Source organism: Mycetocola sp. Y791, assembly GCF_059445325.1.
In genome coordinates this window covers 706,092-719,061 of record NZ_JCAIUC010000001.1, presented here as the reverse complement: position 1 = coordinate 719,061, position 12,970 = coordinate 706,092, and the positions used below count along the sequence as shown (strand labels likewise).

12 protein-coding genes are annotated in these 12,970 nt (G+C 66.5%); 3 read left to right on the top strand and 9 right to left on the bottom strand.

Annotation, left to right across the window (positions count from 1 at the left end):
* Positions 1–6: 6 nt before the first annotated feature.
* Complete coding sequence (locus tag AC1C2N_RS03330; RefSeq protein WP_495432869.1) at positions 7–1,086, top strand: DMT family transporter; 1,080 nt, start codon at positions 7–9, stop codon at positions 1,084–1,086.
* Here AC1C2N_RS03330 and AC1C2N_RS03325 read toward each other — a convergent pair.
* Positions 1,083–1,532 carry a hypothetical protein gene (locus AC1C2N_RS03325; protein WP_495432868.1) on the bottom strand — a complete coding sequence of 150 codons (450 nt, stop codon included), beginning with the start codon at positions 1,530–1,532 and terminating at the stop codon, positions 1,083–1,085. The two genes, AC1C2N_RS03330 and AC1C2N_RS03325, sit on opposite strands and share 4 nt — an antisense overlap.
* Before the next feature lie 165 nt (positions 1,533–1,697).
* A complete protein-coding gene (locus tag AC1C2N_RS03320; RefSeq protein ID WP_495432867.1) occupies positions 1,698–2,693 on the bottom strand; it encodes a stage II sporulation protein M in 996 nt (331 codons plus the stop codon).
* 17 nt (positions 2,694–2,710) lie between these two features.
* On the opposite strand from AC1C2N_RS03320, the gene AC1C2N_RS03315 reads away from it, so the two are divergent.
* Positions 2,711–3,562, top strand: a complete 852-nt coding sequence (locus AC1C2N_RS03315; protein WP_495432866.1) for an RDD family protein — start codon at positions 2,711–2,713, stop codon at positions 3,560–3,562.
* Between the two features lie 478 nt (positions 3,563–4,040).
* On the opposite strand, the gene ahcY is transcribed toward AC1C2N_RS03315, so the two are convergent.
* A complete protein-coding gene (gene ahcY / locus AC1C2N_RS03310) occupies positions 4,041–5,531 on the bottom strand; it encodes an adenosylhomocysteinase (protein ID WP_495432865.1) in 1,491 nt (496 codons plus the stop codon).
* A 41-nt stretch (positions 5,532–5,572) separates the two neighbouring features.
* Complete coding sequence (locus AC1C2N_RS03305; protein WP_495432864.1) at positions 5,573–5,782, bottom strand: DUF3499 family protein; 210 nt, start codon at positions 5,780–5,782, stop codon at positions 5,573–5,575.
* 73 nt (positions 5,783–5,855) lie between these two features.
* Between AC1C2N_RS03305 and AC1C2N_RS03300 the strand changes: the two genes are divergently transcribed.
* The gene (locus AC1C2N_RS03300; RefSeq protein WP_483405595.1) at positions 5,856–6,296 is read left to right on the top strand and encodes a metallopeptidase family protein; all 441 of its coding nucleotides are present in this window, start codon (positions 5,856–5,858) and stop codon (positions 6,294–6,296) included.
* A gap of 50 nt (positions 6,297–6,346) precedes the next feature.
* On the opposite strand, the gene AC1C2N_RS03295 is transcribed toward AC1C2N_RS03300, so the two are convergent.
* The 5 genes from AC1C2N_RS03295 to AC1C2N_RS03275 form a co-directional block, all read right to left on the bottom strand.
* The gene (locus AC1C2N_RS03295) at positions 6,347–7,768 is read right to left on the bottom strand and encodes a DUF5719 family protein (RefSeq protein WP_495432863.1); all 1,422 of its coding nucleotides are present in this window, start codon (positions 7,766–7,768) and stop codon (positions 6,347–6,349) included.
* Positions 7,758–10,958 carry a glycosyltransferase family 2 protein gene (locus AC1C2N_RS03290; protein WP_495432862.1) on the bottom strand — a complete coding sequence of 1,067 codons (3,201 nt, stop codon included), beginning with the start codon at positions 10,956–10,958 and terminating at the stop codon, positions 7,758–7,760. Before AC1C2N_RS03290 ends, AC1C2N_RS03295 begins: the two co-directional genes overlap by 11 nt.
* 226 nt (positions 10,959–11,184) lie before the next feature.
* Positions 11,185–11,502 (bottom strand): WhiB family transcriptional regulator, encoded by a 318-nt coding sequence (locus tag AC1C2N_RS03285; protein WP_483405592.1) that lies wholly within the window; start codon positions 11,500–11,502, stop codon positions 11,185–11,187.
* A 238-nt stretch (positions 11,503–11,740) separates the two neighbouring features.
* Positions 11,741–12,700 carry a UDP-glucose 4-epimerase GalE gene (galE, locus tag AC1C2N_RS03280; RefSeq protein ID WP_495432861.1) on the bottom strand — a complete coding sequence of 320 codons (960 nt, stop codon included), beginning with the start codon at positions 12,698–12,700 and terminating at the stop codon, positions 11,741–11,743.
* Positions 12,701–12,769: 69 nt separating this feature from the next.
* Positions 12,770–12,910, bottom strand: a complete 141-nt coding sequence (locus AC1C2N_RS03275; RefSeq protein WP_483405590.1) for a hypothetical protein — start codon at positions 12,908–12,910, stop codon at positions 12,770–12,772.
* Between the last annotated feature and the right edge of the window lie 60 nt (positions 12,911–12,970).

Below are 12,970 nucleotides of genomic sequence, written 5' to 3'. Positions count from 1 at the left end.
GACCGAATGAGTAAACAGGTCGGTGTACTGGGAGCGGTGGTCACCGTACTGGCCGCTGCCGGATTCGTCACCTCCTGGAGCTCGGGGTTCGTCATCGCGGCGATGGCAACCGTCGACGTCGCTCCGGCCACGGTGCTCGTCTGGCGATTCATTCCCGTCGCGCTCCTCCTCCTGCTCGTTGCCCGGACCCGGAAACTGTTTCGCGGTGTGTCTGCCGCCGACATCGGACACCAGGCGGTCGTCGGCCTGTTCGCGCAGTTCGGGTACTGCGTCTTCGTCTACGCGTCGGTCGCCAGCGGCATCACCGCGGGAACCACCGCGCTGATCGACGCCGTTCAGCCGCTCATCGTTGCGACGCTGGTCGGCCCGCTGCTCGGGCTGCGGGTGCGGATCGGCCAGTGGGGTGGACTCGTCCTCGGCGCGCTCGGGGTGCTGCTCGTCGTCCAGACGCAGATGACGGGGTCTGACGCCCCTCCCCTCGCCTACGTTCTGCCCGCACTCGCCATGGTCTGCCTCGTCGGGGCCACCTTCCTGGACCGGCGCGCGGCGGCACAGCTTCCTGTGCTGACCACGATGACCATCCACGTCACGGTGACGGCCGTCGCATCCCTCGTCCTCGCTGCGGTCACTGGCACACTGCTGCCCCCGGCCTCACCGGTGTTCTGGCTCCAGATCATTCTGATGGCGATCTTCCCCACCCTGGCCGCCTACGGCCTGTACTGGTGGTTGCTTCGAAGAGTCGGCATCACGGCACTCAACGCCCTGCTGTTCCTCGTCGCCCCAATGACAGCGGTTGCGGGCTTCCTGCTTCTCGGCGAGCCACTGACAGCCCTCACCCTCGTCGGTTTCGCCCTGTGCGGCGGCGGCGTTGCCCTGGTCCTGACGGGCGAGCTGAAGAACCGGCCGAAGGATGCTGTTCGCGCGAGCAGTCGACGGAGCAGGCGGCGAGGCAGGCGGATGCCCCGGCACGCGAGGGTGCGCGCCGCTAGCCGCTCCAGCCGCCGTGATTCCGACGGTGGCGGCCTACGGCCTTTACTGGTGGCTGCGCCGGGTCGCATTACCGCCCTAAACGCGCTCCTCCGCTAGTCGCCGGGAAAGGCTTCTTCGTACCCGTCAGGTTCAAAGGTCGTCGGGTCCTGCCACGCCCCGGTATTGGTCATTGTCCATTCCACGTTTCCCATCGTCCCCTTGAGCAGGCATCCGGTGGCCTCTTCCTGTCCGTCGTATCCGGGGCTGTTGTTGATGACGTGCAGGTAGACGAACCAGTTTCCGTCCGACCGGACCGTAACTACGGTGCGCGGGTCGTCGAATGGGGCGACCTCGACCTCCATCGGGTGCGCAGAATAGCCCGTCGCCCACGGGAGGCACATCACGTAGGCGTCGATGGCCTCGATCGGACTATCCGGGCCACGTGGCTCTGGCTTTGCTGGCTCAGGAGTCGCCGTCACCGTGACGGTCGGAACCGGCGATGCGGCAGGAGGATCTGCAGCCGCGCAGCTGGAAAGCGCCAACACCACAGATGCGCCGATCAAGATCGACAATTTTTTCACGAAGACCCCCGGATGCTCGAATGAAACCGAGCATATCGATGGGTGGGGTCACCCGCCGGCACGGTCCCACAACTGGGGCCATGCCGTCACGTGCCAGCGTCAGCACGGTCGACACGCCGCGCGCGCCCCTTCCGCCGGCACAACCGCTCAGTTCGCGTAGAGACGCCGGGCGCCGGCCTCGAAGGCAACGAGGTCGCCGGTCTCCCCCGCCCGGTACGCGCGCTGACCGATGACGAGCATGTAGAAGAGGAACGCGCCGAGGGCAAGAGCCCCCAGCCCGATCTTCACGGGCCACGGCCACGGCTGCGGTGTCACGAATCCCTCGAGGATACCGGCGACGAGCAGGACAAACACGAGGCCGATCGCCACGGTGAACAAGGCGCGCGCGTCTTCGGCGAGCGCCTGCGCCCTCGTGCGGTTGCCCGGTGACACCCACGCCCAGAAGATCCGCAGTCCACCGGCAGCAGCGACGAAAATGGCGGTCAGTTCGAGCATGCCGTGCGGCGCGATGTAGAGAAAGAAGGTGTCGCCGTGGCCGAAGCTGAAGAGCACCGCGGCGTTGAGCCCGAGGTTCTGGGCGTTTTGCAGGATGACATATGGCACCCAGATTCCCGTGATTCCGAACGCGATGCACTGCGCAGCGATCCACGCGTTGTTCGTCCAGACCTGCCCGGCAAACGACGCGGCGGGGTTGTCTGAGTAGTAATTGGCGAAATCTTCCTCGGCGACCTGGCGCAGTTCCTCCGTGTCACCGAGGTTCGCGAGCACCTGCGGGTCGTTCAGCACCCACGCCGCCCAGAGCGCGGCGACGGCGATGGTCGCGAACGCAACGGCGAGCGTCAGCCAGCGCAGCCGGTAGAGCGCAGCGGGCAACTGGAGCACAAAGAACCGTGGCAGCTGGCTGAGCACGTTGGTCGACGCCGAGGTGAAGCGCAGCCGCGCCTTCGACAGGGTGACGCTCAGCCGATCACCCTGTCTGGTCGATCCCGCTGTCGTCTTGATCGCCGACAGTTGCGTTGCCCCGGCCTGGTACCGATCGATGAGTTCGTCGGCCTCAGCGCCCGACAACGACCGCTTCGACGCGAGCGAGTCGAGGCGGTCCCATTCATTTCGGTGCGCGGCACTGTAGGCGTCGAGATCCATCTGATTAGATACTATTCATGACTGACTCCTCCGGCACACACATGTCGGATCTGTCTGACTCTTCGCTCCTGATCACCGGCGAAGCCGTCGCCCTCGACGTTCAGTCCGCGAGCTTCATCCTCCGTGCTGCGAGCGCCATCATCGACTTCCTGCTGTCGGTCCTCGTTGCGGCAGGCCTGTTGTGGCTCCTGCTCGTCCTCGCGACCCAGGGCGTCATCGACCAGTCAGCGACAGCCGCATTCTCAACGGCAATCATCGCGTTCTCGACCGTCGCGCTGCCGACGACGATCGAGACGCTGAGCCACGGTCGTTCCCCCGGCAAGCTTGCGATCGGCGCGCGCATCGTCCGCGACGACGGCGGTGCGACGGGTTTCCGGCACGCGTTCATCCGCGCCCTCGTCGGGTTCTTCGAGATCTACATGACCCTCGGTGGCGTCGCAGCCATCACCGGCCTGCTCTCCGCTCGCTCGAAACGGCTCGGCGATCTTCTTGCGGGCACCTACGCGCAGCAGGAGCGGGTGCCGAAGGCTGATCACTCGGTCTACGGCGTACCACCGGCGTTGCAGGGCTGGGCAACCATTGCCGATGTGGGGCGGATGCCTGACCGCCTGTCACGCAGGATCGCCCAGTTCCTCGACCAGGTCGACAAGCTCACGCCGGAGACCCGCGCACGGCTGGGTCGGAACCTGGCCGCGGAGGCCGCAGCGTTCGTCTCCCCCGTTCCTGACACGGACCCCGTGCTGTTCCTCTACGCTGTCGCCGCGGTGCGCCGCGACAGGGAGTACGCGGCACACATGCTCGAGCAGCAGCGGCTCGCGGCGCTCACGCCCGTGTTGACGGGGCGCCCGCACGGGTTCCCCGAGAGGTAGCGATTCGCCTCGGCGCGTCCCGCTTCATCCGCCGCGAATGCCGACAACCGGCACAGAAACCCGACATCCGCGACGGACGTAACTCCTGTCGCCAACTGCCGACCGGCTCATCCGTCGCGAATGCCGACAACCCGCACAGATGCCCGACATCCGCGACGGACGTAACTCCTGTCGCCAGCTGCCCACCGGCTCATCCGCCGCGAATGCCGACAACCGGCACAGAAGCCCGACATCCGCGACGGACGAAACTCCTGTCGCGAACTGCCCACCGGCTCATCCGCCGCGAATGCCGACAACCGGCACAGAAGCCCGACATCCGCGACGGACGAAACTCTTGTCGCGAACTGGCCACCGGCCATCCGTTGCGAATGCCGACAACCGGCACGGAAGCCCGACATCCGTGACGGACGAACCGCGGCCCCACGCAAACGGCGCCGCCCGGCCGAAGCCAGGCGACGCCGTCGCTCACACGTAAGACCTAGTAGCGGTAGTGATCCACCTTGTACGGACCATCGACCGACACTCCGATGTATGCCGCCTGCTCCTCGGTGAGTCGCGTGAGCTCAACGCCGAGTGCGTCGAGGTGGAGGCGCGCGACCTTCTCGTCGAGGTGTTTTGGCAGCACGTACACGCCGACCGGGTAGTTCTCGCGGTGCGCGTAGAGCTCGATCTGCGCGAGGACCTGGTTGGTGAACGAATTGCTCATGACGAACGACGGGTGCCCGGTGGCGTTGCCAAGGTTCATCAGGCGCCCCTCGCTGAGCACGAGGATCGACCGGCCGTTCGGCAGGCGCCACTCGTGCACCTGCGGCTTGATCTCGACGCGCTCGGCACCCTCGATCTTCTCGAGTCCGGCCATGTCTATCTCGTTGTCGAAGTGGCCGACGTTCGCGACGATTGCGAGGTGCTTCATGTTCAGCATGTGCTCGGTCGTGATGACGTTGAGGTTTCCGGTGCCGGAGACAAAGATGTCGACCTGGTCGACGACGCTCTCGAGCTTGGCGACCTGGTAGCCGTCCATCGCTGCCTGCAGTGCGCAGATCGGGTCGACCTCGCTCACGATCACGCGAGCGCCCTGGCCGCGGAGCGCTTCAGCGGCACCCTTGCCGACGTCGCCGTAGCCGACGACGAACGCGACCTTGCCGCCGATGAGGACGTCGGTGGCACGGTTGAGGCCGTCGGGCAGCGAGTGGCGGATGCCGTACTTGTTGTCGAACTTGCTCTTGGTGACCGAGTCGTTGACGTTGATCGCCGGGAACCGCAGTTCGCCGTTCCTGAACAGTTCGTACAGGCGGTGAACACCCGTGGTGGTCTCCTCGGTGACGCCCTGGATCTCCTCGGCGATCTTCGTCCAGCGGTCGGTGGACGAAGCGAGCGAACGGCGCAGCAGGTCGAGGACAACGCGGCCCTCGTGGCTCTCGTCGTCGGCGGTCTCGGGGACTGCACCCGCGAGTTCGTAGCTGCGGCCGTTGTGCACGAGCAACGTGGCGTCTCCACCGTCGTCGAGGATCATGTTCGGACCGGTCCAGTCGGCACCGGCAGCAGCGGCTTCAGCGCTCCAGTCGAAGATCTGCTCGGCGCACTCCCAGTACTCCTCGAGCGTCTCACCCTTCCAGGCGAAGATCGGGGCGCCGGCGGGGGCGTCGACGGTCCCTGTCGGGCCGACGGCAATCGCCGCGGCAGCCTCGTCCTGAGTGGAGAAGATGTTGCAGCTCGCCCAGCGCACCTGCGCACCGAGGGCGACGAGCGTCTCGATGAGAACGGCGGTCTGCACGGTCATGTGCAGCGAACCGGCGATGCGGGCTCCAGCGAGCGGCTGCGATTCGCCGAACTCGGCGCGAAGGGCCATGAGCCCAGGCATCTCGTTCTCGGCGAGGCGGATCTGGTGGCGGCCCGCCTCTGCAAGCGAAAGGTCACGGACCTTGAACGGAAGAGCGGTAGCGGATGCTGCGGGCGAAGAAAACGTCATTCCTCCATTCTCGCAGACCCGGCGTGAACAAACCCGGTGAGCTAGCTGTTATTCAGCACCTGATGCCTGATGACCTGCCAGCCCTGCGGGACGCTCATCCGTTCGGCGTGGAATGAGCAGAGATCGTAGGTGTGCGGCTCGCGCGCAAGGCTGAGCGGCCCGACGACAGCCATCGAATCGCCGTAATCGTAGGTGAGCGTCGAGACCGCTTCGCGCGAGCATCCGACTTTCGTACATGGCCTGTCCAACATTCCATTCACGATACATCCGCTCGAAGGCGCCAGAGGTCACCTCGCCGATCTCACCGGCGAATAGGATGGCTGCATGGCACGACGCGGTTCACGAAGCAGCACCTTTGAGCGGCGAGCGGTGAGGCACGACAGGCACGGCCGGGCCGGGCGAAGCGCGGCGACGGGCCCACACCTGCCGCCGCTCAAGAACCGCATCGACACGTTCGATATGACGGTCGCTGCCGCCGCAGACTTTCTGCGCGCGACCTGGCCGGAGGAACTCGCGGCCGTGCGTTTTGAGGTGGGTTCGATGCCGGCCGGCAGTCAGGACACGGACGGCGTTGCCCGCTGGTGGACCAGCCAGTCCGAGCAACGGGTTGTGCTGTATCGGTTGCCGATCCAGCGCATGAGCAAGCTGCACCGCGACGATGAACTCCACCAGCGGATGATGATCGAGAGCTGTGTTTTCCGGGCGACGGCCGAACTGATCGGCAAGGACCCCTGGGATCTCGGCCCCGACCGATTCCACTTCTGACTCCCGCGCTGGTTCCGTGCCGGACCCGCGAGGCCCGACACCGGAGTCCGTTAGCGCGGGTAGACCGTCACCGGCGTTGCGGAGGGGTTGGCCGGCTGCACGGAAAAAGCACTGAACCCTGTCGCTGTCTCGATACTGAGCTGGGCGAACGCACCGTCAATACCGGTGACCTCGTACGAGGTCCCGCCGGATACCGGGATCGCAACGGACGAAGAACCCGGGAGGGTCTCGGTCAGGATCCCGCCGGCCGAGATGAGCGCGATCTCCAGGGTGTCCTTTCCGGGGTTGGCGACGTGCAGCACAGGGCTGTCTCCGGCGGGAACCGCGATCATCACCGTGTCAGGCAGCGCTGTTGAGGCCTGGAACCAGGCGAAGTCGCTCGATTCTCCGACAGCGGCGGAGGTGCGTGCTCCAGCGACGAGAGGCTGGTCCGCACGGATGTCGATGGTGTAGCTGCCAGCGGTCAGGCTGCCCAGGCTGATCTCCGTTGCGACACCGGGCTCGAGGTCGTACTCGAGGGGTTCAGGCGATGAGGCATCCTGCTCGCTCGTGACTGTCACGGTGACGTGCGCGGTCTCGGTTCCGGGCGCGATCATCCGAACGGCCGGGCTGTTGTCGTCGTAGTCCTCATCGGAGACGGCCGGAGCGTTCTCCGGAAGCACGACCCCGCTCAGGACCTGGCGGTTGGCCGCCGGCGCCGTCGGAGCAACATATTCCACTCCGCTCGGCGTGAGACCTCGGATGACACTGTGCTGGATCGCGGCAGCGACCTGCCCTCCCCTGCTCTCGATGTGCACGATCGGGCTGATCAGGTTCGGCGCGAAGGCCGCAAGGGACAGCAGTTTCTGCTCACCGCCCTTGACGATGATTCCCTGCGAACCCGGAGCGTCGACGACGCCGGCTTCGCCGTAGATGGTGAGGTCGACGATGGCGTCTGAGCGCGTCGGGTTGGTGAGGGTGATGACACTCGTTCGGCCAACGTCGGTCGAACCGCCAACCAGCCAGCTCTCGGCGCTGGCTTCGGTGCACGAGCCCGCAGCGAAGCCGGCCAGTTCATCGAGCCCGGCAGACTGCGATTGCGCCGCCGCGAGCAGGGGCGCCGTCTCAGCATCCGTACCGCTCGGCACGCTCACCACAGCGGGCGACCCGAAGGCATCCGCTTCGACATTATGGGGTGCGGCAAGCGGGCTGAGCGTCGGCTCAGAACCGGATTCAGATCCGACAGTGAGTTCCGCAGCTCCGAAGGACGAAGCGCTCGACGACCCGTCGCCAGCGAGCTGGAGCAGCGGCCCGGCGCACACCCGCGCCTGATCGGCGGCCGTCGGCGTGATGACGGCACTCGGGACCGCTGCCCTCACGCGCGGCAGGTCAAGGGTGCCGACGGCGAAGACGGAGGCACCCGCGATCGCGACACCGATGACGCCCGCGATCATGCGGCCGCTCGTGGCAGCCCTGGTTCTGCTAGCGGCCATGGCTGTACTCGCTTTCGGTCCCTGGTGTTGCGTGCGGCCGGGTCTCGGCGTCCTCCGCGGCGGCGACGGATGCGTCGGCGTCAAGATCCGCGCTGGCCTGCGGCTGGTCCGTCTCGGCGTGTGCGGCCGTATCGGCGTATGCGTCGGTTTCGGCGGGTGCGTCCGAGTCAGCGGGGGCGGTCGTGTCGGCAGCAGCGTCCGGCGAGGCTGCGGCGACGGCGTCAGCGGCTTCGCGTTTCTCCTCGGCTTCCGCCTCCGACGCGATGACGGCGGCGAGGCTCGCTTCGGCTTCGGCGTCGGCCTTACGCTGTGCGCGTTCGGCGCGGCTGAGACGGCGGACCGGCTCGCGGACCTCGCGTCGGCCCACGGTTCGGGGGGACTCTTCGGCGGCGCGACGCGATGCGGCCGTCGGGACCGAGAGCAGCAGGGCGAATCCGAAGACGATAGCCCAGCCGATCAGGACCGGCGTCGAGAAGACGGAGACGGGACCGACAGCGGCAGAGCCGCTGGTTTCACCCTCGAACCGCCAGAGGGTTCCGCGGTCGGTCGGTCCGATGTGGGCGAGCACGGGGCTGCTGTCGAGGGCTGCCGACGCGCGGCTCGTCGTCGTCGTCGCTTCGGGACTGACCTGCTCACCCGTCTCGACGACGGCGGGAGGGAGCAGAACGTACTGGACGTCGAGCGCGGCGAGTGTCGGAGCGGGATCGTAGCCACCCTGTGAGACGAGGTTGCCCGCGAGTACAGTCACCTGCTCGTCGTTACTCGTGAGATTCTCACCGGTCGTGAGGATCGTCGATTGGTTGTCGAGGGTGTCACCGGCTCCGCGGACGATCCGCGCGGAGATTCCGCCGTCCGGCTGGGGGGTGACGATGAGCGTGCCGAGCGAGGGGTTCGTGGCGGCTGCCGCTGCGACGTATGCCGGCAGCGTGCGGCCATCGCTCGCCACAATGGCACCGTGGCCCAGCGGAAGCATCGCTGCAATGGGAACGGCGACCACGAGTGCGAGCGTCGAGACGACGATTGCGGGAACTACTGCCGCCCTGCGCATGCTGTCGAAGCCGACGACCGCGGCACCGGTGAGACCGAGCCAGTAGAGACTCAGCCCAGACCCGGCCCAGACGCTGGTGGCCGTCGCCCCGTTCAGCGAAATCTCGAGTTGGGTCGCACCGAGAGCCGTCGCCAGGCCGAGCAGGCCGACGAAGAGCAACACGGCAGCCCTGGCGCTGCCCGGCAGGAAGAGCGCGATGAGTGCCATCGCGGCGATCGGCGCGAGCAGGACCGGCACGACGAGGTGAGCGGGCAGGCCGGAGACCCCCATGGCTGCGGTGATCGAGTCCCAGGCAGGGTTTCCGCCCGGCAAGCCGAGGGCCAGCTGCCAGCCCGTTGTGGGGAGGGAGCCGAGTACGGCGCCGGGATCCGCGAGGAGGAGGAGCCACCGGCCACGAACGATCCCCTGCTGCCAGATGAGTGGCGCGAAGAGAGCTGCGGTCGGGATGATGAGCCAGACGATCCTGGCGATGTGCCGACCACTGACACAGAGGGCGAGTACCCAGATCACGAGGAACGCGGGAGCGAGCGACGGCGCAGCAGCTACGGTCATCGCCAGCAGCATCGACGCGACAGCGGATGCCGCCCAGGAACGCGCGGCGACGCATCCGGCGTAGAACAGCCACGGCAGCAGAAGGTGCACAAGGATCGCGCCGGGTCGACCGTCGATGAGCGCGGTGAGGAACGGCGGGGCAACTGTCCAGAGAACCGCTGCGGCAATCCGGTAGCCGCTCGACTCGGTGAGCCTGGTCGCAGCGAACCAGCCGCCGAGCGTTGCCAGGGGAAGCGCGAGGAGTGTGAGGGCCACGAGAGCGTACGACGGGTCCCAGAACGTCACGGATCCGAGCAGGGCCATGACCACGGAGAAGGGGTCGGCTGCGCCGGTGAAACCTATGCTGATGTCCCGCCAGCCAAAGCCGATGTTCTGCCACAGTCCGGCGACGGAGGCCGAGAGCGGAAGCATCCCTCCCCCTTCAACGGCCGGGGCGGCCAGGAGGGAGAAGAAGAGGCCGACACTGGCGAGCGCCGAGGCAATGACGAGCCAGCCGCCACCGCCGGTGAAGAAACGAAGATCGCTGCGCTCGACCGTGTAGACAGGAGCGCCAGCCTCCCGCCTGAGCAGGCGCCTGCGCCGCACCTCGGCGAATGGGATGCGGAGGGGCGAGATCGCTGACCAGCCGATGGTCTTCGCGTTGTGCAGATTCTTCCTGGACCTGGCGACTCGAATCGGGCTGAATGCGACCTGGAACGCCGCGGCGAACTCGCCACCGACGAGGCCCGGATTCTTCGTGGCGATGCGCCACACGCTGCGGGCAACGGCGAGCGGAATGAGTGACAGCCAGTGCAGCAGAACGAGAGCTGCCGGAGCGTAGACGAGTCGGCGATACAACTGGGCTCCGCGCGACTGGCGCACCCTCCTGCGGTACGCCGCGGCGCGGCGCGACCGCGACGGTCCGGCGATTCCGTCGCCGGCGGTGAAGACCACGGCTGTTGGTACGACAACGACGCGGTGTCCTGCCAGGCGAACCCGCACGCAGAAGTCAAGAGAATCGTCGGTGGAGCCGAAGGACGTGTCGAACCCACTGACCTCTTCCCAGACGGCATGGCGAACGAGCACGCCAGCCGGGGCAACGCCGAGCACGTCGGAGATGCTGTCGTGCTGTCCCTGGTCGAGTTCTTCCCCGACGAGCGAGACTGTGGCACCGAGCGGCGTGAGGGCCTGGCCGAGAGAGACGATTGTCGCGCCGTCCCTGGCATCCATGACCTTGGGGCCGGCAGCGGCGACAGAGGGCGCAACCTCGAGCGCCCCGACCAGTCGCGCCAGTGCCTCCGGCGCTGGAGCCGTGTCCTGTGCGAGTAGCCAGAGGAACTCGTCCTCGCCCCCCGCGTGCGGAATCACCCGCGCGCCCTCGGCGAGGGCCTGTGCAAAGTTCAGCCGGACATCTGCCTCGACGATCCGATCGACGCCGGCTCGTTCGAGGGCTTCCGTGACGGAGGCGGGCGACGAACACGCAACGGCGACTATCGCGTCTGGCTGTCTGGTCTGGGCTGCGAGGGCATCAAGCGTGTCCTGCAGGTGGCTCGAGCCAGTGGGGCCAGTGCCATCGTGCACAACAAGGATCGCGGTTACTCGGGGAAACATCGCGTCCAGACTATGTCGACCTGGTCAGGACACGGCTGACCGTGTCGGCGTGGCACGGAATGGCTGGCCGGAGCGGGTGCGTCACGGGCCGCAACCCCTGCGCGCGAAGTACTGAATAGCGCAAGCCGAACGGCGGGAACCTAGCGGCGGGAACCTAGCGGCGGGAACTTAGCGGCGCGAATCTAACAGCGCAGAACTGAGCAGCGGAGAACTAAGCAGCGGAGAACTAAACGGCGCGTTTCTTGAGCTTCCGGCGCTCGCGCTCAGAGAGGCCACCCCAGATGCCGAAACGCTCATCGTTCTCGAGCGCGTACTCCAGGCACTGTGTGCGCACTTCGCAGCTCGTGCAGATGCGCTTCGCATCGCGAGTCGAGCCGCCCTTTTCGGGAAAGAATGCTTCGGGATCCGTCTGCGCGCAGAGCGAATCGGACTGCCACGCAAGCGGGTTGTCGTCGTCGACAGCCTTGCGGACACCAGGAACTCCGAGCTGTACCGGATCGACGAACCAGTCCTCGGGAACACCGGAGCGATATTCAGGCGCCATATCCCTCTCCCCACTTGTTACCCGTGCGCCACGCGGCGCTATAGCTAATTACACCCGTGTAATTCCGCCACGTCAAGTCGCAGATCGTAAACCCTCAACCCCCCATGGAGGGTTCATCCTGCATTCACCGGCGTGTCGCGGGCGGCTCAACTTCTCTCGAAAACCGGGGTTCGGGGAGAGAATCCGCCCCACCGCGCGGGGCCGTCCGCGATGGACGACCCCGGCGGAGGCAGGTGTCTCAGACCGTCGAGCGAGCGCTCCACGCGCTCGACACCATGTCGCTGAGCGTGTGGCGCATCGTCCACTCCAGGTCGCGTGCCGCGAGTTTCCCCGATGCCACGATGCGAGCGGGATCACCGGGACGACGGGGCGCGACCTCCGGCTCGAACTCGATCCCGGTGACCTCGCGCATGGCGGTCATGATCTCGCCGACCGAGACCCCTTCTCCCGAGCCCAGGTTGTACACGGGTTCGATCGGTTCTCCGGCGTCGAGCCTCCTCGCGGCGGCGACGTGCGACAGGGCAAGGTCGGCGACGTGGATGTAGTCCCGAACGCACGTGCCATCAGGGGTCGGGTAGTCGTTGCCGTTGATCCGCGGCGTCCGACCATCGATCAGAGCGTCGAAGACGAGGGGAAACAGGTTGTGCGGGCTCGTGTCGTAAACGTCGGGATAACCGGAGCCGACGACATTGAAGTAACGCAGGGAGGTGTGTGCCAGCCCCTGGGCGACACCCTGGTCATGCAGGAGCCATTCCCCGATGAGCTTGGACTCACCGTACGGAGACTGAGGGTTCTTTGGCGTCTCCTCCGTAACGATGTCGGTGTCCGGCGTTCCGTAGACGGCCGCGCTCGACGAGAACACCAGGCGGTTCACACCGGCGTCCTCCATGGCGCCGAGGAGCGCAAGAGTTCCCGTCACGTTCTGCGCGTAGGTGTGCAGCGGCCGCTGGACGGAAACGCCGGCGTACTTGAAGCCAGCGACGTGCACCACGCCGGTGATGTTGAACCGGCGCAGTGTGTCGAGCACGAGGTCCCTGTCGAGGATGCTTCCCCGAACGAAGGGAACGTCGCGCGGAACGAACGACTCGTGACCGCTGGACAGGTCATCCAGGATGACCGCGTCGATGCCCTGCTCGGTGAACGCGCGAACGACGTGCGCTCCGATGTATCCGGCTCCGCCGGTGACCAGCCAGGTCATGTTGCCTCCTCTGTGTGGGCACTGTTCGTGCCCACACAGAGCCTATGGCACCCGAAAAAGCGGGGCGAACTAGACGATGAACCGGCGCCTTTCAGCTGGACCGGGACCACGCGTCGGGACGCGACGGTAGCCGTCGCGGGTGAGGGCAATCGCGCAGGCGACCGTTGCAATCACAACGGCGGCCAGGACGAGGAGAAGAAGAAGAATCATGGCTGTAAATCTATGCATTGCTGTTTTCTGCCAACAGTGGCAGACTCGCCATTGTTCGAT

Excerpts from the sequence above, each read along its gene's own strand:
- AC1C2N_RS03330 (WP_495432869.1), top strand. The coding sequence starts at position 7 with ATGAGTAAACAGGTCGGTGTACTGGGAGCGGTGGTCACCGTACTGGCC.
- AC1C2N_RS03320 (WP_495432867.1), bottom strand. The coding sequence starts at position 2,693 with ATGGATCTCGACGCCTACAGTGCCGCGCACCGAAATGAATGGGACCGC.
- AC1C2N_RS03315 (WP_495432866.1), top strand. The coding sequence starts at position 2,711 with ATGACTGACTCCTCCGGCACACACATGTCGGATCTGTCTGACTCTTCG.
- ahcY (WP_495432865.1), bottom strand. The coding sequence starts at position 5,531 with ATGACGTTTTCTTCGCCCGCAGCATCCGCTACCGCTCTTCCGTTCAAG.
- AC1C2N_RS03305 (WP_495432864.1), bottom strand. The coding sequence starts at position 5,782 with ATGTTGGACAGGCCATGTACGAAAGTCGGATGCTCGCGCGAAGCGGTC.
- AC1C2N_RS03300 (WP_483405595.1), top strand. The coding sequence starts at position 5,856 with ATGGCACGACGCGGTTCACGAAGCAGCACCTTTGAGCGGCGAGCGGTG.
- AC1C2N_RS03295 (WP_495432863.1), bottom strand. The coding sequence starts at position 7,768 with ATGGCCGCTAGCAGAACCAGGGCTGCCACGAGCGGCCGCATGATCGCG.
- AC1C2N_RS03290 (WP_495432862.1), bottom strand. The coding sequence starts at position 10,958 with ATGTTTCCCCGAGTAACCGCGATCCTTGTTGTGCACGATGGCACTGGC.
- AC1C2N_RS03285 (WP_483405592.1), bottom strand. The coding sequence starts at position 11,502 with ATGGCGCCTGAATATCGCTCCGGTGTTCCCGAGGACTGGTTCGTCGAT.
- galE (WP_495432861.1), bottom strand. The coding sequence starts at position 12,700 with ATGACCTGGCTGGTCACCGGCGGAGCCGGATACATCGGAGCGCACGTC.
- AC1C2N_RS03275 (WP_483405590.1), bottom strand. The coding sequence starts at position 12,910 with ATGATTCTTCTTCTTCTCCTCGTCCTGGCCGCCGTTGTGATTGCAACG.